20 protein-coding genes are annotated in these 23,482 nt (G+C 63.2%); 19 read left to right on the top strand and 1 reads right to left on the bottom strand.

Annotated features, from left to right (window positions below; translation table 11 throughout):
- Positions 1-105 precede the first annotated feature (105 nt).
- From HH213_RS29450 to HH213_RS29440, 3 genes are read left to right on the top strand one after another with little or no spacing between them, the layout of a single operon-like run.
- Positions 106-2,358 (top strand): TonB-dependent receptor, encoded by a 2,253-nt coding sequence (locus HH213_RS29450; protein ID WP_169114777.1) that lies wholly within the window; start codon positions 106-108, stop codon positions 2,356-2,358.
- Positions 2,358-3,302 carry a fatty acid desaturase gene (locus tag HH213_RS29445; protein ID WP_169114776.1) on the top strand — a complete coding sequence of 315 codons (945 nt, stop codon included), beginning with the start codon at positions 2,358-2,360 and terminating at the stop codon, positions 3,300-3,302. The genes HH213_RS29450 and HH213_RS29445 overlap by 1 nt, the downstream gene beginning before the upstream one ends.
- Complete coding sequence (locus tag HH213_RS29440; RefSeq protein WP_169114775.1) at positions 3,299-4,093, top strand: phosphate/phosphite/phosphonate ABC transporter substrate-binding protein; 795 nt, start codon at positions 3,299-3,301, stop codon at positions 4,091-4,093. The genes HH213_RS29445 and HH213_RS29440 overlap by 4 nt, the downstream gene beginning before the upstream one ends.
- Before the next feature lie 67 nt (positions 4,094-4,160).
- Here the strand turns inward: HH213_RS29440 and HH213_RS29435 are convergent, their stop codons facing one another.
- Complete coding sequence (locus HH213_RS29435; protein ID WP_169114774.1) at positions 4,161-5,099, bottom strand: aliphatic sulfonate ABC transporter substrate-binding protein; 939 nt, start codon at positions 5,097-5,099, stop codon at positions 4,161-4,163.
- Between the two features lie 214 nt (positions 5,100-5,313).
- Between HH213_RS29435 and HH213_RS29430 the strand changes: the two genes are divergently transcribed.
- The 16 genes from HH213_RS29430 to HH213_RS29355 all read left to right on the top strand — a co-directional run bounded on the left by HH213_RS29430 (position 5,314) and on the right by HH213_RS29355 (position 23,477).
- The gene (locus HH213_RS29430) at positions 5,314-6,879 is read left to right on the top strand and encodes a flavin monoamine oxidase family protein (protein ID WP_169114773.1); all 1,566 of its coding nucleotides are present in this window, start codon (positions 5,314-5,316) and stop codon (positions 6,877-6,879) included.
- A gap of 15 nt (positions 6,880-6,894) precedes the next feature.
- Positions 6,895-7,356 (top strand): Rid family hydrolase, encoded by a 462-nt coding sequence (locus tag HH213_RS29425; protein ID WP_169114772.1) that lies wholly within the window; start codon positions 6,895-6,897, stop codon positions 7,354-7,356.
- Between the two features lie 134 nt (positions 7,357-7,490).
- Positions 7,491-9,881 carry a TonB-dependent receptor plug domain-containing protein gene (locus HH213_RS29420; protein WP_169114771.1) on the top strand — a complete coding sequence of 797 codons (2,391 nt, stop codon included), beginning with the start codon at positions 7,491-7,493 and terminating at the stop codon, positions 9,879-9,881.
- Between the two features lie 49 nt (positions 9,882-9,930).
- The gene (locus tag HH213_RS29415; RefSeq protein ID WP_169114770.1) at positions 9,931-10,845 is read left to right on the top strand and encodes a LysR family transcriptional regulator; all 915 of its coding nucleotides are present in this window, start codon (positions 9,931-9,933) and stop codon (positions 10,843-10,845) included.
- A gap of 111 nt (positions 10,846-10,956) precedes the next feature.
- On the top strand, positions 10,957-11,787 hold the full coding sequence (locus HH213_RS29410; protein ID WP_169114768.1) for an ABC transporter permease: 831 nt from the start codon (positions 10,957-10,959) through the stop codon (positions 11,785-11,787).
- Between the two features lie 2 nt (positions 11,788-11,789).
- Positions 11,790-12,653 carry an ABC transporter ATP-binding protein gene (locus HH213_RS29405; RefSeq protein WP_169114766.1) on the top strand — a complete coding sequence of 288 codons (864 nt, stop codon included), beginning with the start codon at positions 11,790-11,792 and terminating at the stop codon, positions 12,651-12,653.
- 4 nt (positions 12,654-12,657) lie between these two features.
- Entirely contained in the window at positions 12,658-13,896 is a 1,239-nt protein-coding gene (locus tag HH213_RS29400; RefSeq protein ID WP_169114764.1) for an acyl-CoA dehydrogenase family protein, read from the top strand.
- Positions 13,893-14,996, top strand: coding sequence for an LLM class flavin-dependent oxidoreductase (locus HH213_RS29395; protein WP_169114762.1), 1,104 nt, complete (start codon positions 13,893-13,895; stop codon positions 14,994-14,996). Before HH213_RS29400 ends, HH213_RS29395 begins: the two co-directional genes overlap by 4 nt.
- 25 nt (positions 14,997-15,021) lie before the next feature.
- Positions 15,022-15,978: a D-isomer specific 2-hydroxyacid dehydrogenase family protein gene (locus HH213_RS29390; RefSeq protein WP_169114760.1), complete on the top strand. Its 957-nt coding sequence runs from the start codon at positions 15,022-15,024 to the stop codon at positions 15,976-15,978.
- 15 nt (positions 15,979-15,993) lie between these two features.
- The gene (locus tag HH213_RS29385) at positions 15,994-16,863 is read left to right on the top strand and encodes a class II aldolase/adducin family protein (RefSeq protein ID WP_169114758.1); all 870 of its coding nucleotides are present in this window, start codon (positions 15,994-15,996) and stop codon (positions 16,861-16,863) included.
- A gap of 13 nt (positions 16,864-16,876) precedes the next feature.
- Positions 16,877-17,692, top strand: a complete 816-nt coding sequence (locus tag HH213_RS29380) for a TonB family protein (protein WP_169114756.1) — start codon at positions 16,877-16,879, stop codon at positions 17,690-17,692.
- Between the two features lie 12 nt (positions 17,693-17,704).
- Positions 17,705-18,490, top strand: a complete 786-nt coding sequence (locus HH213_RS29375) for a MotA/TolQ/ExbB proton channel family protein (protein ID WP_169114754.1) — start codon at positions 17,705-17,707, stop codon at positions 18,488-18,490.
- Position 18,491: 1 nt separating this feature from the next.
- Complete coding sequence (locus HH213_RS29370) at positions 18,492-18,914, top strand: ExbD/TolR family protein (protein ID WP_169114752.1); 423 nt, start codon at positions 18,492-18,494, stop codon at positions 18,912-18,914.
- Positions 18,915-18,996: 82 nt separating this feature from the next.
- Positions 18,997-19,929, top strand: a complete 933-nt coding sequence (locus tag HH213_RS29365) for an ABC transporter substrate-binding protein (protein ID WP_229263225.1) — start codon at positions 18,997-18,999, stop codon at positions 19,927-19,929.
- Positions 19,930-19,966: 37 nt separating this feature from the next.
- Positions 19,967-22,456: a TonB-dependent receptor plug domain-containing protein gene (locus HH213_RS29360; RefSeq protein WP_169114748.1), complete on the top strand. Its 2,490-nt coding sequence runs from the start codon at positions 19,967-19,969 to the stop codon at positions 22,454-22,456.
- Complete coding sequence (locus HH213_RS29355; protein WP_169114746.1) at positions 22,446-23,477, top strand: ABC transporter substrate-binding protein; 1,032 nt, start codon at positions 22,446-22,448, stop codon at positions 23,475-23,477. Before HH213_RS29360 ends, HH213_RS29355 begins: the two co-directional genes overlap by 11 nt.
- Positions 23,478-23,482: the final 5 nt, after the last annotated feature.

Below are 23,482 nucleotides of genomic sequence, written 5' to 3'. Positions count from 1 at the left end.
CTTGACGGCCACGCAATTTCTGCATAAAGAAGCTTGTTTAAATTCGTTTCCCGTTGCGTTCGCCCAATTTATACTCACTTTTGGGAGAACATCAAAAGGGTATAGATGAGCAAGCGCACCTTACTGGCAGTCGCCGCCTTGTCGGCCGGCGTCGCCATCGCCGCAGAGCCGGACTCGGACAAAATCGAAAAAGTAGAAGTTACCGCCACCCGTTCCGCCACGGCGGTCGACGTGCAGCAAGTGCCGGCCGCCATTACGGTGATCAAGCCGGATAGCCTGACGCGCTACGGCCAGGGCAATCTGACCGATATCGCCAACCTGGTGCCGGCCATGTCGGTGCAGGAGCAGGGGCCGGGCGTTAACAACATCACCATGCGCGGATTGGTAGTGCGCGGCATCGTGCCATCCGAGGTGCAGGATTCGTCACTGGTGGCGGTGTACATCGACGATATGCCGGTGACGCTCAAATCCGGCAACCCTGACCTGAAGGTGCTGGACCTGGAGCGGGTGGAAGTGCTGCAAGGGCCGCAAGGCACGCTGTTTGGCGCGGGCGCGATGGCCGGCGCGGTGCGTCAGATTACGCAAAAGCCGGAGCTGAATGACTTCTTCGGCACTGTGGAAGCGGTGGGATCGCAAACCTCCAAGTTTGGGGGCGCCAACCACAATCTGCGCGGCGCGGTCAATCTGCCGCTGAAGGATGATGTGGCCGCGCTGCGCCTGACCGCATATACCGGCAATGACTCCGGCTACATCCGCAACCAGTACAACGGCGCCATTACCAATTCCGTATCGACCAATCAGGGCAGGGCGGCATTGCGCGTGAAGCCATCGCGCGATCTGGTGATTGACGCCAGCGTCACCGCCTCCAATATCAAGGGCGGCATCAACGATGCCTACGCCGGGCTGGCGCCGTACACCACCTTCGCGCTGATCCCGCAGACCAGCAACGACAAGCTGCAACTTTATAACTTGGGCGTGAACTATGACTTCGGCGGCGCACAGTTGGTGTCGTCCACGTCGTATCTGCATCGCGATACGCTGTACGTGACATCGGCGCAGTATCCCGCCACCGCCTTCATCTTCGGCGGCAAAGACCCGCTGATGAAGGCTGCGTACACGATCGGCAATGCGGTTAAGGACTTCACGCAGGAGTTCCGATTGAGTTCCAAGGGTGATGGCCCGTTCAAATGGACCGCCGGTGCCTTCTTCGAGGCGGGCAAGCGCGATACCCGGCAGGACGAGCCAACCGAAGGCTTTGATGCGCGCTTCGCCGAGACGCACAACTTCCCCGGCTATAACTCGCAGACCAACGAACTGGCCTTCAATCCGAATGACTTCTTCTCCGGCCAGCAGAATACCAAGTCGCGCCAGGCCGCGCTGTTTGCGGAAGGGACGTACACGGTGTGGGACAAGCTGGACCTGACGGCCGGCCTGCGTCTGTTCCGCGGCACGCAGGATTTTGATTTGCGCTTCACCGGTTTGTTCGGCAATCTGGTCGGCGCCACGCCCACCGCGCCGGTAGGCCAGCCGGAACTGAGCAACAGCAGTGCCACCTCGCGCGGCGGCAATCCGCGCTTTGCGGCGGCCTATCGACTCGACCCCGATCACACCTTGTACACGTCGGTGGGCAAGGGCTTCCGCTACGGCGGGAACAATCAGCCGGTGCCATTCAACTTCTGTGGCATCAACGCGCCATCGACCTTTGCGCCGGACAGCTTGTGGAACTTTGAGGCCGGCACCAAGAACACGCTGCTCGATCATCGCCTGACCTTCAACGCCAACGCCTACCTGATTGAGTGGAGGGACGTGCAGGTGTTTAACAAGCTGCCATGCACCTACTACTTCACGCAGAACGCCGGCAAGATCCGCAGCGAAGGGCTGGAGCTGGAGACGGCCTTCAAGATCACCCGTCGCGCATCGGTGGGCTTGAGCGCAGCCTACAACCATGCCTACGCCACGCGCACCGTGGTCACCGGCATCGCCGCGCAGAATATCCCGGAAGGCAGCCGCGTGCCGTATGCGCCGCGTCTCGCCGCGACCGTCAACGCCAGTTACTACGTACCGGTAAACGGCGTGGACGAATTGGGCTTCCTAGGGAGCTACTCGCATCGCGGCAGCGCCTACACCAACTTCGCAGCGGCGCAGGGCAGCTACGAAGAGATACCGTCTTCGAATACGCTGAACGCCACCGTGACCTATCGTACCGGCGCCTACGAATTCGGCCTGTTCGGCACCAACCTGACCAACGGCGCCAAAGTCAGTGACGTGACGGCGAACACCATCGCCATCCAGCCGGGGAACCTGGTGTACATGGTGCGTCCACGCACGGTGGGCCTGCGGGTGAAGGCGCGCTTCTGATGCAAGCCTGGATCGACGCTACCCAGCAGCACGAGGTCACGACCGAACGCCGGCGCGCGTTGTGGCGTGGCGAGTGGCCGACCTGGCTGTTGATTGCGGTGATCCATGGCGGCTGGCTGGCCACGCTGGCTGGTTGGCCGCTGCTCGGCGCGGCGCCGGCGACCTTGCTGATGATCTGGTGGTGCGCGTGGTATATGTCGCTTCAGCATGAGCTGATACATGGCCATCCTACGCGCTGGCCGTGGGTGAATCGTTTTTTTTGCTATCTGCCGCTGGCGGTGTGGTATCCGTACGAGATTTACCGCGAGAGCCATCTGCGGCACCACGACGATTTCAACCTGACCATGCCGGCGCTGGATGCGGAGAGTACCTATGTGTCGCCGGCCGAGTGGTCTGCCATGAGCCGCCCGCGACGCGCGCTGCATTGGCTGAACAAGACCTTCTGGGGCCGCATCGCGGTCGGCCCGGCATTGGCGATTGCCGGCACTTGGGGCAGCGCTGCCCAGCGCATCGCTCGCGGCGACCGGAGCGATGCCGGCGTATGGCTGCGGCATCTGTTCCTGCTGGCTGGTTTGCTGTGGTGGGTGCAGGCGGCGTTTGGCGTATCGGCGGTGTGGTATGTGCTGGCGATTTCTTATCCGGCGCAGTCGCTGGCCATGATCCGCTCCTACTACGAACACCGGCCGGCGGAAGACCACAAGCAGCGCATCGTGCTGAATGACGCGGGCCTGGTGTTTCGAGTGCTGTTCCTGAATAATAATCTGCACCTGGTGCACCATGACTTGCCGTCGCTGCCGTGGTACCTGCTACCGCGCGTGTATGGTGCGCGCCGCTCGGCTTATAATGCGCGCAGCGGCGGCTTCCAGATCAATGGGTATGGAGAGCTGATGCGCCGCTATGGATTTCGTCCCATCGACGCACCTGTACACCCTCGCATGCCATGAACTGGAAAGTAGCGCTGCCGATGTATAACGTCTCCCCGCGATTGCAGCGGGAGTATGAGGCGTTCGCGGCGTCGCTGCTGGCGCAAGCCGAGGTGCAGGAACCTATGACACTGCTGCCTTCTCCGGAGCTGCCGTCACTATGGCATCGCGAGGATCTGCTGTTGACGCAGACTTGCGGCTATCCCTATATGAAATCACTGCGCGACAAGGTCTCGCTGCTTGCTACGCCGTGTTTTGACTTTGACGGCTGCGAAGGCAGCGATTATTCAAGCGTGATCGTCACGCGCACCGGCGGCCAGGTACACGCGCTGGCCGATGCGCGAGGGCTGATTGCGGCGGCCAACGACCCACACTCCAACAGTGGCATGAATGTGCTTCGGCACGCGGTATCGCTGCAGGCCAACAAGGGGCGCTTCTTCGGCGAGGTGAAATGGAGCGGCAGCCATGCGGCCAGTCTGCGCATGGTGCGCGACGGCGAGGCCGATATTGCGGCCATCGATTGCGTCACCTACGGCTACCTGAAGGAAGAGTCTCCAGAGAGCCTGCGCGGCACGGAAGTCTTGCACTACACGGCGCAGACGCCAGGCCTGCCGCTGGTAACGGCGCACAGCGTGCCGGAGAAGTTGCAGCGCCGCTTGCGCGACGCCTTGCTGTCGCCTGGCGCAAAGCTGCGCGCGAATATGGTGGCCTTGCACATCCGCGAATTCCGACACGTCGCTGACGCCGAATATGAACGTATCCTTCGCCTGGAAGCAGTCGCACTCGCAGTCGGCTATCCGTCGCTAGCCTGACCCCAAGCCGTTGGGGTCTGACCCCATTCGGGGTCAGACCCCTGTCTCCGCAGTGCGGGTTGAGCGCTTAGCGCGGCCGCCAAAGCGGCACGGCCGTCGCATCCAGCTTGCGCGGCAGCAGACCCTCGGCATAGAACGCATCGGCGATTCTCTGCTGCTCGCCCAATGCCTCCTTGACAACCGGCCGCACCTCGTAGCTGCGCCGGCCATTCGCCAGCTCCACCGTCGCCGCATCCAGCCCCCATGCGGGCGCCAGCAACTCCGCCGCCTCCCTGGGCGACTGCTTGACCCACTTGCCCGCTTTGCGCAGCGCCTCAAAGACCACCGCCAGCACTTCCGGATGCGCCGCAGCATACGCGCTGGACGCCAGATAATAACGCTGGTAATCCGCAATCCCGCGTCCGTCCCCCAGAATGCGCACCTGCGACTGCCGCTGCACGCCGGCCAGATACGGGTCCCACGTCACCCACGCCGCCACGCTGCCGCGCTCAAACGCCGCGCGTCCATCGGCCGGCGTCAGATAGGCCGGTTCAATATCCTTGAACCGCAAGCCCGCTTTGTCCAGCGCTGCAATCAGCAGATAATGCGATCCCGCCGCCTTGGTCACCGCAACCTTCCTGCCCTTTAAATCTGCCACGCTATTGATCGGCGAATCCGCCCTCACCACAATCGCCTGCGCGGACGGCGAGGGCGCCTCTTGCGCAAAATACGTCAACTGCGCGCCGGCCGCCTGCGCGAACACCGGCACCGTATCCGCTACATCCGCGCTCAAATCCACCCCGCCGACATTCAACGCCTCCAGCAACGGCAAGCCGCTGGAGAACTCATGCCAGGTCACCTTGACGCCCAGCGGCGCCAGATCCTGTTCCAGCTGTCCGCGCACTTTCAGCACCGTCAGCAAGGTGGACGATTTCTGATAACCGATGCGCAAATTGGACGGCGCCTTCTGCGCCAAGGTCGCAAACGGCAACAACGATAACAAAGACAGCAAAGTACGGCGATGCATAAAAGGCCCCTGAAGAGTGTTATCTCCCGATAGTACGACGCTGCTGCAAGCCGCTGGAACGAATGCTTTCGAGTTTGAATATAGCGCCAGCGGATATCGAGCATGTAAACACATTATTCTTAAAATTCATATTTCAATATGATAAATAATTAGTTTATACATAATCTTGGTGCGTCATAAGATCGCTTCAACATCACCAACTGGAGCGATTGAAATGACCGTAACGCGCAGAACATTCCTGATGCAGCTGGCCGCCACCAGTGGCTACACCGCTGCCGCAGCCGCCATGGCCACACTGGGCCTGGGCGCCTCCACCATCGCCGCCGCAGCTGTCCAGAACCCGCCGTTGCAACTGGCGCCAGGCTCCGGCAAGGGCGTCAAGGTGCTGGTGCTGGGCGCCGGCATCGCCGGCTTGGTGTCGGCCTACGAACTGCGCAAGGCCGGCTATCAGGTCCAGCTGATTGAAGCGCGGGACCGTGTCGGTGGCCGCAACTGGACCATCCGCAACGGCACCCGCATCGAATACGAAGACGGTGCCACGCAGGTTGCGGATTTCGAACCGGGCCACTACTTCAACGCCGGACCGGCGCGCCTGCCCAGCCATCACCAGACGATACTTGGCTACTGCCGCGAATTCGGTGTGGAGCTGGAAGCGGAAGTGAACACCAGTCGCAGCGCCTACTTCCTGCCGGATGCGGCCAAGGGCGGCCAGCCGATCCAGCTACGCCGCGCGGTGAACGATGCGCGCGGCCACGTCGCTGAATTGCTGGCGCGCGCCACCAACAAGGGTGCGCTGGATCAGGAGCTAAGCACTGACGACCGCGTCAAGCTGGTCGACTTTCTCAAGGTGTACGGCGACCTGACGCCGCAGGCGGAATTCAAGGGTAGCGAACGCTCCGGCTACAAGGTCTATCCCGGCGCGGCAGAGCAGGTAGGAGAGCGCAACGAACCGCTGCCGCTCGAAGCGTTGCTCGACCCGGACCTGTGGACTGCGCTGATCTTCGATGAGCTGCTGATCTTCCAGCCAACCATGCTGCAACCGGTGGGTGGCATGGATCGCATTCCCTATGCCTTCCATCAACGCCTGAAAGACGTCTCGCGCCTGAACACGGAAGTGAAATCGATCCGCAACAAGGACAAGGGCGTGGACGTGGTGGTGCGCGACCGCACCACAGGCAAGCAGCAAACGCTGTCGGCGGACTACGCTATCGTCACCTTCCCCTTGCCGGTACTGGCCAAGGTGGAGACCAACTTCGCGCCGGATGTGCAGCAGGCCATCAACAGCGTCCACTACGACACCGCCAGCAAAATCGCCTGGCAGTCGCGCCGTTTCTGGGAGACGGAAGCGCAGATCTATGGCGGCATCTCGGTGGTGAAAGCCGAAACGGGCTTGATCTGGTACCCGAGCGGCGGTTTCCACAAGAAGACCGGTGTGCTGGTCGGCTGCTACAACATCAGTCAGGCCGCGCGCGACTTCACTGCGCAGCCATTGAGCGCGCAGTTCGCCGTGTCGCGCGATGTGATCGACCGAGTGCATCCTGGCCGTGGCGTTGAGCTGAAGAATCCCGTCAGCGTGGCCTGGCACAAAGTGCCTTACAGCCTGGGCTCCTGGGTGCACTGGGCCACGCCGGACGAGAAGGAATACACACGTCTCAATCAGCCGGAAGGCCGCGTGCACTTCGCCGGCGAGTATCTGAGCCAGATCGGCGCATGGCAGGAGGGCGCCGCCTTGTCCGGCCACCACGCTATCGCCGCCATCGCCCGTCGCATCGCCTCTTAACCTTAAAGGACCGCCATGAAAACCTCTTTACTGCTCGCCGCAATGTTGATCGCAGCACCTGTCGTCCACGCACAACAGATCAAACGTACCCCCATCCCCAACTCCAACTTCCCGATCTCGGTCGCCGTCAGCGTGCCGGCCGGCGCGGACACCGTCTACTTCAGTGGCGTGCTGCCGGAAACGACCGACGGCGACACGCAAGCGCAAACGCACTCCGTGCTCACGCGATTGAAAGCCGCACTGGCCAACGAAGGACTGACCTTTGCGGACGTGGTCTCGCTGCGCGTGTTCTTGGTCGGCGATCCCAGGCTAGATAACAAGCTCGATTTCAAAGGGCTGAACGCTTCCTTCGGCCAGTTCTTCGGCACCGCCGAACAACCGAACAAGCCAGCCCGCACGGCGCTGCAAGTGGTCGCGCTGCCACAGCCTGGCGCGCTGGTCGAAATCGACCTGATCGCCGCCCGCGTCAAAAAATAATTAGGCACCCCGAAACGAAAGGGTCTGACCCCGTGCGGGGTCAGACCCTGGGCGCAGCGATGTGCGGGTGTCGCGGGTGCGGCCTGCATCACAGCCAAGATCAAACAACTTTAACCCTATTGGAGTTTATTCGCATGAATCAACCGCAATCGAATCGACCGCGCCGCCTGCCGTTAGCGCTAGCCATCTCCCTGGTGTACGCCGTCTCGCCCGTATGGGCAGCCGATGGTGATGACGCCATCTCCGCCGCACCGGCAGCCGCCGTCGCTATCCAGGACGTGGTGGTCACCGGCACCCGCGACACCCAGCGTTCGGCCGCCGAAAGCCTGAGCCCCATCGACGTGATCAGCGCCAAGGACTTGCAGCGCACCGGCCAGACCGACCTGCGCGACGCGCTGGTCAAGCTGCTGCCATCGGTGAACCGCCTGGCGCAAACCGGCGACGCCGCCAACCTGACCAGCGCCCTGACGCTGCGCGGCCTGAGTCCCAATCACGTACTGCTGCTGGTGAACGGCAAGCGCCGTCACACCTCGGCCAATATCACCGCCGATGCCGGCTCGCAGCAAGGCGCGACGCCGGTCGATATCGACCTGATTCCCGTCAGCGCCGTCGACCACATCGAAGTGCTGCGCGACGGCGCCGCCGCCCAATACGGCTCCGACGCAATTGCGGGCGTAATCAACATCATCCTGAAAAACGGCAGCAGCGGCGGCAGCCTGACCCTGACCAGCGGCGAATACTACAAGCATGACGGCTTTACGCTGGGCGGCGCCACCGACGCCGGCATCCCGCTGGGCGAAGACGGCTTTCTGCACCTCAGCGCAGAATACCGCCGCCATGAACACAGCTTCCGCAGCGGCGCGGATGAACGCACCGGCACCTTTGCCAACAAGACGCTGGGCGATCCGCAGATACGCCGCGAGTCGTTTGGCGCCAACGCCGGCATCAATCTCACCAAGGATATCGAGGCCTACGCCTTCGCCACGGTGGCGCACCGTTCCGGCGGCAGCTACCAGAACTACCGTCTGCCATCGCGCGTGCCGGCCATCTACCCAAACGGCTTTACGCCGGTGGAGACCAGTAACGAGACCGACGGTGGCATCACCGCCGGCATCAAGGGCGCCGACCTGGCAGGCTGGCGCTGGGACTTGAGCGCCAACTACGGCACCGACAACGTCAAGATCGGCATGGTCGATTCGGCCAATACCGATTTGTACGCGGCCACCGGCGCGACGCCGACCAGCTTCCACCTGTCGCAATTCCAGAACACGCAGCAGGCAGTGAACGGCGACATCGCGCGCTCCTTCGATACCGGCGCCCTGCCGGCGGCGTTGAGCGTGGCGCTGGGCTCCGAGTTCCGCCGCGAGACCTATGAAATCGGCGCCGGCGATGCGGCTTCGTACTATGGCAGCGGCGCGCAAGCCTTGCCCGGCCTGTCGCCGGTCAGCGCCGGCAAGCACTCGCGCAATATCGGCGCGGCGTATGCCGACTTGTCCACCAAATTCACCAAGGAGTGGGAGGGCGAACTGGCCGGCCGCTACGAGCATTACAGCGACGCCGGCAGCGCCCGCAACGCCAAGCTGTCCACCCGCTACGAGTTCACGCCGCGCGTGGCCTTGCGCGCCACCGCCAGCACCGGCTTTCGCGCGCCATCGCTGGCGCAGGAGTATTACACCAGCCTCGCGGTATCGCCAACCACAGCCGGCGGCCAGCTGGCGGTGAACTCGGATGCTGCGCGCAAGCTGGGCGCCACGCCGCTGCGTCCTGAGAAATCGCGCAGCTACAATCTGGGCCTGGTGGCGGAGCCGGTCGACAATCTGCACCTGACGCTGGACGCCTACCGTATCGACATCCGCGACCGCATCGTGCAGGGCGGTACTTACAGCGGTCAGGCGGCCATCGACGCGCTGACCGGCGCCGGCATATCGCTGCCGAGCGGCCTGTCTTCGGTTAGCGCCAACTACTTCGCCAACGGCGTCAATACGCGCACCCAGGGGCTAGACCTGGTGGCCAGCTATCCGACCAACCTGGGTAACGCCGGCCGCATCGACTGGGACGTCAGCGCCAACATCAACAACAGCAAGGTGACCAAGGTTGGCATCGACGGCAATGGCAAGACGCTACTCAACGCCCAGCAGATCGGGTACCTGACCACCGCGACGCCCAAGAACAAGCTGATTGTCGGCGGTGCGTGGACACTGGACCAGTGGAGCGTGAGCCTGCACGCCACCCGATACGGCAAGACCGCCACCGAAGCGACGTTCTATTCTGGTCCGAATATCTATTCGACCTCGGTGTTCAATCACATTGAAAACGATCCGAAGACGATCACCGATCTGGAACTGCGCTACGCTGTGACCAAAAAGCTGCAGATTGCGGGCGGCGCCAATAATCTGTTCAACGTCTATCCAACCAAGGTGCCGGCGGCTAGCCGTTACCTCGGCGTGTATCAGTACGATACAGCGGCGGCGCAGATTCCGTTCAATGGCGGGTATTACTACCTGCGCGCCAGCTACAAGTTCTGATGCTGTTAAGATGGCGGCTGATTTTCGTATGGCTTACTTTGACAATGACATGAAAATAGATGACATCAGCGCCTTCGTGGCAGTGGTGCGCAACCAGTCGGTAAGCGCTGCGGCCGAGGCCCTGGGGCTGACCCAGTCCGCCATCACCCGGCGCGTGCAGAATCTGGAACACGCGCTGGGCGTAGAACTGCTGGACCGCAGCGTCAAGCCGCCCAAGCCCAGCGCCATGGGCCGGCAGGTGTTCGACCAGGCAGGCAAGGTGCTGCAGGAAGTCGATCGCCTGCGCGGCCTGGTGCAGGTCGATCATGCGCCGACCGGCGTATTCCGCATCGGCGTGATCCAGACCATCGGCGACGTGGTGCTGCTCGATACCCTGCAAAAGCTGAACCGCACCTTCAAGGATCTGCACACGGAAGTGTCTTCCGGCTGGGGTTCGCAACTGGTGGAGCGGGTGGCCAATGCGGAAATCGACGCGGCGGTAGCGCTGTTCCCCGCCACCAAAGTGCTGCCGGACGGCCTGTCCGGCCGCGCGCTGGGCCGCATCGAGCTGGTGGTGGTAGCCAAGAGGGACACGATGCCGAAGCGGAGCTACAAGCTGCGCGAGATTTTCGGCACCGGCTGGGTGCTCAATCCGGACGGCTGCGGCTTCCGCGCCGGTCTGGCGCGGGCGCTGGCGGAGCAGGGCCTGTCGTTCAAGATTAATCTGGAGACCTTCGGCACCGACTTGCAGCTTGGCCTGGCGGCCAGCGGTATCGGTCTGGGGTTGATGCCGCGTCCTATCCTGGAACGCAGCCGGCATCGCGCCCACCTCGATATCGTCAACGTCTCGGACTTCAAGCCGGTGCTGGACATCTGGCTGGTACAGCCCTTGCAACCGGGCCCGGTACAGCATGCGATCGACTTCTTCGCGCAGGCTGTGGAGCATGCGTTCGCCGAATCGCCGCTCAAAGTTGTCGCAAGATAACAGTCAAAGATTATTCCTGAAAATCATATATCAATAATCGAAACGATTAGTTTAATCATAATCATTTGCTCCCTATACTAGCTTTCACCAGCTAACAAAAGGGATGCAAATATGTCGGTTTCCTCTTTAGCATACGGCGCCGCACCAGCAACTGCGGGCCGTCTGCGAATCCAGCACAATCTCCTGATCTCCGTTTTTCGCCGCGCCATCGGTCCGCTGGTGCTGCTGGCGATATGGGAGACCGCATCGCGCACCGGCATCCTGCCGGAACGTATTCTGGCCGCGCCATCGCAGATTTTTACCACGCTGGGGGAGTTGATCGCCTCCGGTGAAATGGGCAGCAATGTGCTGGTGTCGCTGCAGCGTGTCCTGATCGGCATGGCCGTATCGCTGCCGCTGGGCGTGGCGCTGGCGCTGATCGCCGGCCTGTCGCGCCAGGGCGAAGTGGCGGTCGACTCCAGCATGCAGATGGCGCGCACCGTGCCCTTCCTCGGGCTGGTGCCGCTGTTCATCCTGTGGTTCGGCATCGGCGAATTTACCAAGATCGTGCTGATCGCCTATGCCACCACGTTCCCGATGTACCTGTCGCTGTACAGCGGCATTCGCGGTGTCGACTCCAAGCTGGTGGAAGCCGCGCGCCTGTTTGGCCTGAGCTACCCGCAGCAGATCGTGCATGTGATCCTGCCGGGCGCCTTGCCGTCCTTCCTGATTGGCCTGCGCTACTCGCTGGGCGTCAGCTGGCTGTCGCTGGTGGTGGTGGAGCAGATTAACGCCACGGCGGGTCTGGGCTACCTGATTAACAACGCCCGTGACTTCATGCGCACCGATGTCATCGTCGTCTGCTTGATCGTCTACAGCCTGCTGGGTCTCGCCACCGACTTGCTGGTGCGCGGCATCGAACACTACGCGCTGGCCTGGCGTCCGACTTTCATCAAGGATTGAGCATGCCAACGATTTCCCTGAACCTGCCGGGCCTGGGCCTGAAAGCGCGCAACGACGGCGCCGAGGCGCAGCACGATACGCCGGCGCTGCCGCGCAGCCCTGTGCAGGCGCGCCAGCTGAGCAAGCGCTTTGGCGCCAACACCGTTCTGGATGACCTGGACCTGGACATCCGCGCCGGCGAATTCGTCGCGCTGCTGGGCCGCAGCGGCTCCGGCAAGACCACGCTGCTGCGCGCACTGGCAGGACTGGACCGCATCAGCTCCGGCACGTTGGATGTGCCGCAAGCCCGCGCCGCCGTGTTCCAGGAGCCGCGCCTGATGCCGTGGAAGCGCGCCTGGCGCAACGTCACGCTCGGGCTGAAGATACACCAGCCACGCGAACGCGCGCTGGCCGCGCTGGAAGAAGTGGGGCTGGCGCACCGCGAAAACGCCTGGCCATCCACGCTGTCCGGCGGCGAAGCGCAGCGTGTGGCGCTGGCCCGCGCGCTGGTGCGCGAACCGCAGTTGCTGCTGCTGGACGAACCCTTCGCGGCGCTGGATGCGCTGACCCGCATCCGCATGCACCAGCTAATTCTCTCGCTGTGGCGCCAGCATCGCCCGTCCGTGCTGCTGGTGACGCACGATGTGGACGAAGCCGTGCTGCTGGCCGACCGCGTGCTGGTGCTGGAGAAGGGCCGCATTGCCGCCGACATCGCCATCACCCAGCAACGCCCGCGCAGCGCTGACGCGCCGCAGTTCCAGAAAGTGCGCGCGCAGTTGCTGCAATTGCTGGGCGTCGAAATCGAAGCGCCGGGCGAAGCGCAGCCGGAACCACAGACGCCGACGCCAATTATCGCGCCGTTCAACTTCAGTAACTTCTCGATCTGACACCATGACCTCCGTCCTCCGCTTGCCTATCGCAGAACACAGCCACCAGTTGGACAGCCCGGAATTTGCCGCGCTGCTGGACACGCTGACCGCCGAATTTGCCGCCACCGCCGAACAGCATGACCGTGATGGCAGCTTCCCGCACCGGAATTTCGATCGCCTGCACGAACTGGGCCTGCTCGGCCTGACCGTGCCGCGCGCGCAGGGTGGCCTGGGTGCCAACCTGGCGCAGACCACGCGCGTGATCGCCGCCGTGGCGCGTGGCGAACCATCCACCGCGCTGGTGCTGACCATGCAATATCTTCACCACGCATCCGGCCGGGGCGCCAAATGGCCGCAGCACCTGCTGCATCGGGTGACCGAAGAGACGCTGCGTGACGGCGCCTTGATCAACGCGCTGCGCGTCGAGCCGGAACTCGGCACGCCGGCACGCGGTGGCCTGCCTGGCACCTTGGCCAGACGCACACCGGAGGGCTGGCGCATCAGCGGTCGCAAGATCTACTCGACCGGGATTCCCCGACTGACCTGGCTGGCCGTGTGGGCCCGCAGCGACGATGCCGAGCCGCTGGTAGGCAGCTGGCTGGTACGTCACGACACGCCCGGCATCACCATCAACGAAATCTGGGACCATCTGGGCATGCGCGCCACCGGCAGTCACGAAGTCGTGTTCGATGATGTGCTGGTGCCGCTCGATCACGCGGTGGACGTATCGCCCGCCAGCGCCCCGCCTGAGCTGGATGCATCGCTGCTGCTTTGGATGTCGGTGCTGCTGGCCGCCATCTACGACGCGGTGTCCCGCAATGCGCGCGACTGGCTGGCCAGCTGGCTGGAAGAGCGCGTGCCGGCCAATCTTGGCGCACCCTTATCCAGCCTGCCGCGCTTTCAGGAGTCACTGGGCCAGCTGGACGCCTGGCTGTTTTCCAGCCGCGTGATTCTGGACGCCGCCGCCAACGGCGCGGTGCCGCCGTCGGACGCGTTTCGTATCAAATACCTGGTCACCAATACGGCGATCCAGGTGGTGGAAAAGGCGATTGAGCTGAGTGGCAATCCCGGCCTGTCGCGTGCCAATCCGCTGGAACGCTACTACCGTGATGTGCTGTGCAGCCGCATCCACACGCCGCAGAACGACACCATTCTGATTAACAGTGGCCGCGCCGCCTTCGCCGCGCGCGCCGCCGCCAAAAAAGCTTCCCCCGCCGGCGTCGCCGGTATTTCAACCATCACCGCAAAGGACGCATCATGAGTATCGAGTTTATCGGCTTTAGCGCCACCCAGGAAACCTCGGAAACCGTTCTGCCGCAAGGCCCGGTCGTCAACAAGAGCTTTCTCGGCGCGGTAGCGCGCGCGCACGAATATGCGGGCTTCGACCGCGTGCTGGTGGCGCACAGCAGCGCCTCGGTGGACGGCTTCCAGGTCGCGTCCTATATCGCTTCGCAGACCGACAAGCTGGGCATCCTGCTGGCGCATCGTCCGGGCTTTGTGTCGCCGACGCTGGCGGCACGCCAGTTCGCCACGCTGGATCACTTCAGCGACGGCCGCCTGGCAGTCCACGTCATCAGCGGCGGAGACGACACCGAGCAGCAGCGCGACGGCGACTTCCTCGACCACGACCAGCGCTACCAGCGTACCGACGAATACCTGGACGTGGTGAAGAAGACCTGGACCTCCGACGGTCCGTTCGACCACGACGGCCCGCTGTACCACTTCAAAGGCCAGAACGCCGGCGTGCGTCCGGTGCGCGACCAGCATGTACCGGTGTATTTCGGCGGCTCGTCCGACGCCGCGATTGAAGTAGCCGGCAAACACGCCGACGTCTACGCGCTGTGGGGTGAATCGCTGGCGCAGGTGGCCGACACCATCGCTCGCGTGCGCGCCGCAGCCGCCAAGCATGGCCGCGCCGACAAGATCCGTTTCAGCCTGTCGCTGCGTCCAGTGCTGGCGGAGACTGAAGAGAAGGCATGGGCCAAGGCCGACGCGATTCTCGCCACCGCCACCGAACGGGTGAAACAGAACGTCCACTTTAACAAGCGCCCGCAAGACCCGCAGAACGCCGGCTCCAAGCGCCTGCTGGAGACGGCTGCACAAGGCAAGGTGGTGGACGAGCGCCTGTGGACCGGCATCGCCGCGCTGACCAAGGCATCCGGTAACTCGACTGGCCTGGTCGGCACGCCGGAGCAGGTGCGCGATGCGCTGGTCAAATACTGGGAGATCGGCGTGACCACCTTCCTGATCCGCGGCTTCGATCCGATCCAGGACGCGCTGCAATACGGCCGGGAACTGATCCCGCTGGTACGCGCGGTCATCGCCGAACGCGAAGCGCAGGACCAGCGCCTGGCAGCTTAACGACGCAACATAACGGAGCACGGCGATGAGCGCAGTGAAGAATGATTTGATCGTAGCCAGCCAGTTCGACCCCAAGGTCAACGCGCTGCTGGCCCAGCGTACCGGCCTTGCGGTGCGCGATGTGGCGCCCGGTCCGCTGACCGCATTGCCGCCGGGTGCGGACGTGCTGTTTGCCTTGCCTGCGCCAAAAGGCCAGTCCTTGCTGGAGGTGCCGGCGCCGCAAGGCTGGAGCGACGTGCAGTGGGTGCAGCTGGCCTCCGTCGGCATCGACTACTACCCGAACTGGCTGTTCAACGGCCCGGTGGTGACGTCGGCGCGCGGCACGGCGTCGATCGCCATCGCCGAATACGTGCTGGCGGCGATCTTCACTGCCGCCAAGCGCATTCCGGAAATCTGGCTGGAGCAGTCCAACGACTGGCGCCGCATCCAGCTTGGGCTGGTGCAGGGCACCACGCTTGGCCTGTACGGCTTTGGCTCCATCGGCCAGGCGCTGGCGCAACGCGCGCTGGTGTTGGGCATCAAGGTGGTGGCGTTGCGCCGCTCCGATGCGCCGTTTGAGGTGGCCGGCGTGGAGCGCGTGGAATCGCTGGAGGACCTGGTGCAGCGTTCGGACCATCTGGTGCTGGCTGCGCCATCGACTGCGGACACGCACCACGCGATCAGCCGCGCCTCGCTGACGCATGCCCGGCCGAATCTTCACCTGATCAATATCGCGCGCGGCAACCTGGTCGATCACCAGGCCTTGCTCGATGCGCTGAACGAGGGACGCATCGCGCTGGCAACGCTGGATGTAACTGATCCGGAGCCGCTGCCGGCCGGCCACGCGTTCTACGGCCATCCGCGCGTGCGCCTGTCGCCGCACATTTCGCCCAGCACCGACCAGATCGTGCCCGCACTGATCGACAAGTTTGTGCTGAACCTGGACCGCTTCCGCAGCGGGCAACCATTGACCGACGTGGTGGATACCGCGCGCGGCTACTGACATGAGGATTCCCCAATGAGCAGCTCTGCACCACTGTATTCCGCGCCGCTGGCGCGCCCCCATCTGCGCACGGTCGGCAAGCAGTATCCGCGGCCGTCCATCTACAGCGCGCCACGCGACGAGAAGGGCAATATCATTTTTGCCCAGCCGCCGGAGCCGGAAGGTTTCGAGGCGCAGCGCCAGCACCGCAAGGAACGGCTGGCGGTGTCGTTCCGCTTATTCGCGCGCTATGGCTTCGACATGGGCGGCGCGGGCCACATCACGGCGCGCGATCCGGAATTCCCGGACCACTTCTGGGTCAATCCGGCCGGCGTCTACTTCGGCCATGTGCGGGTGTCGGACCTGCTGCTGGTCAGCCACGAAGGCAAGGTAGTGGAGGGCGATGGCCTGTTGAACCGCGCAGCCTTTGCGATCCACTCGGAGCTGCACAAGGCGCGGCCGGACGTGATCGCGGCGGCGCATTCGCATGGATTGTATGGCAAGGCGTTTGCTGCGCAGGGCCGCTTGCTCGATCCGCTGACGCAGGATTCCTGCGCGTTCTACGAAGACCATTCGATCTTCCAGGACTTCAGCGGCGTGGTGCTGGATTCCAGCGAAGGCGAATGCATTGCCGAAACGCTGGGCCAGCGCAAGGCGGTGATCCTGCAAAACCACGGCCTGCTGACGGTGGGTGCGTCGGTGGAGTCGGCAGTATGGCGCTACATCGCGTTTGAAAACGCGGCGCAGGCGCAGTTGCTGTCGGAAGCCGCAGGACCGACCAAGCCAATTCCGCATGACGTGGCGCTGCATACGTCCAAGCAGATGGGGTCTGAGGCCGGTGGCTGGTTCAGCTTCCAGCCGCTGTGGGACGTCATCACGCGCGAAGAGCCGGATTTGTTCGACTGACAGGAGAGCCATCATGACCAGCGCCACCCTATCGTTACAGGACAATTACGCCACCGGCGAACCGCCGGCTGCGGGCTACGCTGCCGCCATCGTTTTGCCGAGCGCCGGCCACGCGCACTCTTATCTGGAGTCAGGCAGTGGCCAGAACTGGCTGCGGCGGCCGGGCGCCGTCGCTACGGTGGCGATCCACGGCGCTGCCTTGTTGGCGGTGTGGAGCTGGTCCAGCGGCATTGTCAAGCCGCCGGTGACGCCGCCGGTGATAGAGCTGATCCGCATTGCGCCGGAGCCGAAGCAGATTACGCCGCCGAAGCCGGAGCCGGTAAAGGACAAGCCGGTCGCCCTGGCGCCGCCTAAACCAGCCGCACCACCGCTTCCGGCGCCGAAAACCGTCGAGGCCTCCGCCGCGCAGGCGGAGACTTACACGCCACCGGCGCCGCCAGTGCACGCCGTGCCTCCCGGCCCGGTAACGCCACCGCAGCCGGCGCCGGTACCCGCGCAGCCTGTGCCACCAGCTGCTGCCGCGCCTAAGCAGATCAGCACCGAAGGCATACCGACCGACTACGTCAACCAAGTCTACGCCCGCATCAACCGCAACGCAGACTATCCGCGCGAAGCGAAGATGCGCCGCCAGCAGGGCAAAGTCGGCTACCGCCTGACGCTCAATCCTGATGGTTCACTGGTGTCCTTCGATATTCAGTCGTCCGGCGTGGAAGCGCTGGACGAAGCGGCGCGCGACGCCATACGCCGCGCCGCACCTTTCCCGCGCTTGCCCGACCTGGGCGGCAGCAGCTATCTGCTGGCCGGGAACATCGTCTTTAAAATTAACTAACAAGGAACCGCCATGACTGCTACCCAAGTCGCCGCCCATCTGACGCCGCTGGAGTTATTCGAGCAGGCCGACGTGATCGTCAAATCCATCCTCATACTGCTGACGCTTGCCTCGCTGGTCAGCTGGGGCGTCATCATCGACAAGCTGATTCGCTTTGCCAGGCTGCGTCGCAACGCCATCAACTGGACTGCGGCAGTGGCCGGACAGCGCGCGCTCGGCCGGCTGGCGCAGGAGCTGAAGCAGCATGCGCAAGATCCGTTCGCCCGCATCTATCACGCCATTGTCGACGAATGGCAGATCACGCACCGCCAACACCTGCACCAGACCGAGTCTGGCCGCGACAGTCTGAAAGAGCGAATCAACCGTGTCGGCCAGATCTCCAGCAATGTAGAAGTGGAACAGTTGCAGCGTGGCCTGTCGGTGCTGGCCACCGTTGGTTCGGTGGCGCCGTTCGTCGGCTTGTTCGGTACCGTGTGGGGCATCATGAACGCCTTCCAGGGCATCGCCGCCAGCAATAACACCAGCCTGGCCGTGGTGGCGCCGGGCATCGCAGAAGCCTTGTTCGCCACGGCACTCGGCCTGGTGGCGGCGATTCCTGCGGTGGTGGCCTACAACCGCGCATCCGGCGATTTGAATAATTATGCCGGCCGCTTGTCGACGCTGGTCGGGCTGGTGGAAGTGCAGCTCTCACGCCAGCTTGAAGCAGGCGAGTCGCAAGTTGAAAACGTCGATGTCGCGCCAGCCAAGGCGGATCATGCGGGCCGCAACGTGACGTCGTTGTCGGCGCAGGGAGCCTGATATGGGCGTGCGTCTCTCTTCCGGTCCTGCCACGCGTCCGACGCCGGTTAGCGATATTAACGTGACGCCGCTGGTGGATGTGATGCTGGTACTGCTGATTGTGTTCATGGTTGCAGCGCCGATGATGACCGCCGGCGTCAAGGTCGATTTGCCGACATCGAACGCCAAGCCGCTGCAAGAGCCGAAGCCGCCGATCGTCGTCAGTATCAACGCCGAAGGCACCGTCTACGTCAACCAGACCGCCGCCACGCCGGAGACCCTGCCGCCGCTGATGGCGAAGGAGGCCGATGGCGACAAGGAGCGCCGCATTCACCTGCGCGGCGACCAGGCGCTGGCCTACGGCCGCATCGTCAAGACCATGGGCGCCCTGAATGATGCCGGTTACGCCCGCATCGCGTTGGTGTCGGAACAGCCCTCGCAATAACTCACTGATTAAAGGTTGGAAGATGGATTCGATGATTTCGAAGGGCGGCGCTCGTCGTCAATTTCTGAAAAAAGGCGCAGCCATGGCCGTATTGGTGGCCAGCTGGAGCAACGCTACCCGCGCCGCAGCGGCGCAACTGCGCGACACCACGCTGCGCATCGGCACCTACAAGGGCGGCGACAGCTACTACTTTAACGAAGCCGGTGTGGCCGACATCCCGTACAAAACCGCCGTGGCGGAATTCTCGGGCGGGAACCTGATCGTGGAAGCCATGTCTTCCGGGACGCTGGATTTCGGCGGCATGAGCGAGATTCCGCCGATTTTCGCGGCGGCCAGCGCGGCGCCGCTGAAGGTGATTGCGGTGCTGCGTGGCGATGTGAATAACCAGGTGGTGCTGGTGCCGAAGAATTCGACCATTAGCGACCCGTCGCAGTTCAAGGGCAAGCGGATTGGCTATGTGCGTTCCACCACCTCGCATTACTTCCTGCTCCAGCTGCTGAAGGAGAACGGCCTGACGATCAAGGACATCCAGCCGGTGGCGCTGCCGCCGCCGGACGGACTGGCCGCCTTCAAGAGCGGCCAGCTGGATGCCTGGATTATCTACGGGCTGGTGGTGGAATTTGCCAAGAGCCAGGGCGCGCGCGTGCTGCGCACGGCGAAGGGCTACCTGTCCGGTAACTACGTCATCAGCGCGTCGACGCAGGCAATTGCCGATCCGGCCAAGCATCAGGCGGTGGGCGACTACCTGCAACGCGTGTCCAAAGTCTACGACTGGATCAACAACAATCCGGAAAAGTGGGCCGCCAAAAGCGGCCAGATTGCAGGCGTGCCGGCGCAGTTCTTCCTGAATCAGGTGAAGAACCGCAGCGAACCATTCAAATTGATCGCGGTGGACGATGCGGCCATCAAATCACAACAAAGAGTCGCGGACGTATTTGCCGACGCGGGCCTGCTGGGCCGGCGCGTCGACGTGCGTCCGATCTGGGATCACAGTTTCGCTAAATATTTGACCTGAAAATTTGAGCTGGTAATAACAGAGAGGAAGAAAAGGCATGCAGCATTATTCCAAGAAGATCGCATTGACGCCATTGAGCCTGGCGCTGATGGCTATCGGCGTACCAGCGCTGGCGCAGACCAGCGTGGGCCAGGTGCAGGACGTGGTGGTGACCACCGGCGTGCGCGGCGAGGCCCGTACCGTGGCGGACAGCCCGGCGCCGATTGACGTGATCAGCGGCGAACAATTGATCCACACCGGCCGCGCGGAACTGGCCGAGGCGCTGGCGCGCCTGCTGCCGTCCTTTAACTTCGGTACCAACCAAGCGGGCGTGAACTCGGTGGTGCGACCGGTGAGCAATCGCGGTCTCGGACCGGCCTACACGCTGGTGCTGGTGAACGGCAAGCGCCGTCATAACAGCGCGTTGCTGACCAACGGCGGTGGCGACACCAGCGGCGTGAACGCCATCGACCTCGATACCATTCCGCTCAGCGCCATCGATCATATCGAGGTGCTGAAGGATAGCGCGGCGGCCCAATACGGCTCGGATGCGGTGGCGGGCGTGGTCAACGTCATTCTCAAGACCGGCAACCATGGCGGCGAAATCTCGGCCAGCTACGGCAAGCTGAAAGAGGGCGATGGCGACCTGTCGAGCAAGAAGATTGAAGGCGATGCCGGCTTCGCGCTTGGCGACGATGGTTTCCTGCATATCGCCGCGGCGGCGCGGAAGCGCGGGCAGGCCTGGTATAACTTCCCATCGACAAATCTGGTGGCATATTCGCCGGCCTCCAATCCGAAGAACGCGACCTGGAACCGCGACGGCGCGCATAACGGTGATCCGGGTATCGAGGCTTACGATCTGGCTTTCAATGCGGAGAAGCCGTACAACGCCGATATCACGCTGTATGCTTTCGGCACGGCCGGCACGCGCAACACTGTGGCGGGCAATAACTTCCGCCGTCCAAACGGGTTGGCGACCATCGCGCAGATTTTCCCGGACGGGTATTTCGCGATCAATAATATGAGCGCCTTCGATTATCAGCTGAACATCGGCGCGCGCGGTAAGACCTCGGGCTGGAATTGGGATATCAGCTCCGGCTACGGCAAGAATCGCGCTCGCCAGTACAGCAATCTGACGCTGAATCCATCGCTGGGCCCAACCTCGCCGACCAGTTTCGACAACCTGGCCACCTATCAGTTCGAGCAGTGGACCACCAACGAGGACTTTACGCACGCGGTGGATATCGGCTGGAAAAAGCCGCTGCAATGGTCGTGGGGATTGGAGCAGCGGGTTGAGCGCTTCTCGACTTTCGCCGGCGATCCGCTGGGCTATATCAATGGCGGCTATGTCTTCAAGACCGGCGATCAGGAAGGCAATCCTAACGTCGGCAAGCCGGCGGCGGTGGGTGCGCAGGCCGGCGTGGCGTTATCGCCTGCGGATGCGACCAGTATCCGCCGCACGGTGCTGGCGGTATACAACGACCTTGGCTTCTATCCGGTCGCGGACTGGTTTGTCGATGGCGCGGTGCGCATTGAACATTACAACGACAGTGCCGGTAACACGGCCAGCGGCAAGATCAATAGCCGTTATGATTTTTCGCCGAAGGTAGCAATACGCGGTACGGTGGGTAGCGGCTTCCGCGCGCCTTCGTTGACGCAGACCGGTTATTCGCAAACCGACAACCGCACCAATATCAATCCGGTGACGGGTGTGGTGGAGCCGAGTTTGTCCAAGCTGCTGCGCAACGATTCCGAGCTGGCGCACAAATTCGGCGCGCGCGATCTGGACCCGGAGAAGTCGGTCAACTTTGGCCTGGGGCTGGTGCTCAAGCCTGCGGATAACATCAATGTGACGCTGGACGGCTATCAGGTCAAGGTGAAGGACCGCATCGTCCGCACTGGTTATATGTTTGGTCCGGCGTTTGCACCGACACTGATTGCGGCGGGGCTGACTGGCACGGAATGGGTACAGTATTTCGCCAATGCGGTTGATACGCGCACGCGCGGTGCCGATCTGGTGGCTGACATTACCAGCGACTATGGCGCCTATGGGCTGGTGCGATGGGGCGGGGCGCTAAACTGGAACAAGACCACTGTCACGCGCATCAATGCGACGCCGTCGCAGATTACGGCGCTGGGTGCGAACACGGGCGGCAGTTCGGTATGGTTCGGCTATTCGGCGGGCGGCGGTATCGGTGATTTGAGTGCGACGCCCAAGACCAAACTGATATTGTCGGCGCGTTGGTTCCTCGGTGATTTTGAGGCCAATGTGCAGACCACTCGCTATGACTCTTACACGTGGCAGACCACCGCGAATCGCGCACAGGATTATCACTTCGGCGCAAAGTGGCTGACGGATCTGGACGTGAGTTATGCGATAAACAAAAAGCTCAAACTGGTGGTTGGCGCGGCCAACGTATTTAACACCAAGCCGGACAAGAATGGACCGGGCGATGCCAACTCCGGCGGCAATAGCTTTGTGTACGGCCCGGCTCCGTTTGCGCCGAGCGGTGCGTACTACTACGGCAAGGTGACGTATGCCTTCTGATCCGGATGTAATCCGTCGTCGGCTGCTGGCGATGCTGCCAGCGGCGGCATTGCTGGGTGCTTGCGGCAAGGGCGGCGCCGGCGCGTCGGCTGGTGCCGGTACCGCTGGGCAGGGCGCCGCCGACGCTGGCGTACCGCCCGACCTGTCCAAGGTCACGCTGGTACTGGGTGACCAGGTCCGCCTGCTTCAGACCAAGGCTGAAGCGGCTGGCGTGTTGAAAGACGTGCCGTACAAGATCCAATGGGCCAGCTTCCAGGGCGCGGCGCCGTTGTTTGAGGCGGTGGTCTCCGGCGACGTCGATACCGCCATGGCGGCCGACACGCCAGCCCTGGCGGCAGCCGCCGGTGGCGCGCGCGTCAAGGTGGTGGCGGCCAGCGTCTCCTCGCCGGTCAGCGTCGCCATCCTGGTGCCGCCGGATTCGCCGATCAAGACCGTGGCCGACCTCAAAGGCCGCAATGTCATCGTCTCTTCCGCCCGTGGCAGCGTAGCGCACTTCCTATTGTTTGGCGCGTTGCGCGAAGCGGGCCTCAAGCCGCAAGACGTCACCACCGGTTTCCTCCTGCCGAGCGACGCCGCCGTCGCTTTCTCCAGCGGGAAGATCGAGGCATGGGCCACCTTCGGCACCTACCAGGCGGCCGCCGAGATACGCGGCGGGCGCGTGCTGCGTAATGGCGTTGGCATCAATTCCGGGATCGGTGTCATTGCCGCTTCGGACGCCGCGCTGTCCGATCCCGGCAAGCGCGCCGCATTGGCGGACGTGCTGCAACGGCTGGCGCAATCGAACGTCTGGGCCAATGCCCATCCCAAGGAGTACGGCGAAGTATTCCAGCGGCTGACAGGCCTGCCGCCCGACGTAGCCAAGCTGGCCGTCAGCCGCGACAAGCCGCAACTGCGCGCAGTGGACAGTGAAATTGTCCGCCAGCTGCAGGAAGTCGCAGACACCTTCTACGAAGCCAAATTATTCCCGCGCCGGGTAGACGCGAGCAAGCTGGCAGACCCCAGCCTGTTCTATCCCGCCTGACCCTA

Source organism: Duganella dendranthematis (genome assembly GCF_012849375.1).
Lineage (GTDB): Bacteria > Pseudomonadota > Gammaproteobacteria > Burkholderiales > Burkholderiaceae_D > Rugamonas > Rugamonas dendranthematis.
The sequence above is the reverse complement of the archived record's forward strand: the minus strand, read 5'-3'. Positions and strand labels throughout refer to the sequence as shown.

Excerpts from the sequence above, each read along its gene's own strand:
- HH213_RS29450 (WP_169114777.1), top strand. The coding sequence starts at position 106 with ATGAGCAAGCGCACCTTACTGGCAGTCGCCGCCTTGTCGGCCGGCGTC.
- HH213_RS29445 (WP_169114776.1), top strand. The coding sequence starts at position 2,358 with ATGCAAGCCTGGATCGACGCTACCCAGCAGCACGAGGTCACGACCGAA.
- HH213_RS29440 (WP_169114775.1), top strand. The coding sequence starts at position 3,299 with ATGAACTGGAAAGTAGCGCTGCCGATGTATAACGTCTCCCCGCGATTG.
- HH213_RS29435 (WP_169114774.1), bottom strand. The coding sequence starts at position 5,099 with ATGCATCGCCGTACTTTGCTGTCTTTGTTATCGTTGTTGCCGTTTGCG.
- HH213_RS29430 (WP_169114773.1), top strand. The coding sequence starts at position 5,314 with ATGACCGTAACGCGCAGAACATTCCTGATGCAGCTGGCCGCCACCAGT.
- HH213_RS29425 (WP_169114772.1), top strand. The coding sequence starts at position 6,895 with ATGAAAACCTCTTTACTGCTCGCCGCAATGTTGATCGCAGCACCTGTC.
- HH213_RS29420 (WP_169114771.1), top strand. The coding sequence starts at position 7,491 with ATGAATCAACCGCAATCGAATCGACCGCGCCGCCTGCCGTTAGCGCTA.
- HH213_RS29415 (WP_169114770.1), top strand. The coding sequence starts at position 9,931 with ATGAAAATAGATGACATCAGCGCCTTCGTGGCAGTGGTGCGCAACCAG.
- HH213_RS29410 (WP_169114768.1), top strand. The coding sequence starts at position 10,957 with ATGTCGGTTTCCTCTTTAGCATACGGCGCCGCACCAGCAACTGCGGGC.
- HH213_RS29405 (WP_169114766.1), top strand. The coding sequence starts at position 11,790 with ATGCCAACGATTTCCCTGAACCTGCCGGGCCTGGGCCTGAAAGCGCGC.
- HH213_RS29400 (WP_169114764.1), top strand. The coding sequence starts at position 12,658 with ATGACCTCCGTCCTCCGCTTGCCTATCGCAGAACACAGCCACCAGTTG.
- HH213_RS29395 (WP_169114762.1), top strand. The coding sequence starts at position 13,893 with ATGAGTATCGAGTTTATCGGCTTTAGCGCCACCCAGGAAACCTCGGAA.
- HH213_RS29390 (WP_169114760.1), top strand. The coding sequence starts at position 15,022 with ATGAGCGCAGTGAAGAATGATTTGATCGTAGCCAGCCAGTTCGACCCC.
- HH213_RS29385 (WP_169114758.1), top strand. The coding sequence starts at position 15,994 with ATGAGCAGCTCTGCACCACTGTATTCCGCGCCGCTGGCGCGCCCCCAT.
- HH213_RS29380 (WP_169114756.1), top strand. The coding sequence starts at position 16,877 with ATGACCAGCGCCACCCTATCGTTACAGGACAATTACGCCACCGGCGAA.
- HH213_RS29375 (WP_169114754.1), top strand. The coding sequence starts at position 17,705 with ATGACTGCTACCCAAGTCGCCGCCCATCTGACGCCGCTGGAGTTATTC.
- HH213_RS29370 (WP_169114752.1), top strand. The coding sequence starts at position 18,492 with ATGGGCGTGCGTCTCTCTTCCGGTCCTGCCACGCGTCCGACGCCGGTT.
- HH213_RS29365 (WP_229263225.1), top strand. The coding sequence starts at position 18,997 with ATGGCCGTATTGGTGGCCAGCTGGAGCAACGCTACCCGCGCCGCAGCG.
- HH213_RS29360 (WP_169114748.1), top strand. The coding sequence starts at position 19,967 with ATGCAGCATTATTCCAAGAAGATCGCATTGACGCCATTGAGCCTGGCG.
- HH213_RS29355 (WP_169114746.1), top strand. The coding sequence starts at position 22,446 with ATGCCTTCTGATCCGGATGTAATCCGTCGTCGGCTGCTGGCGATGCTG.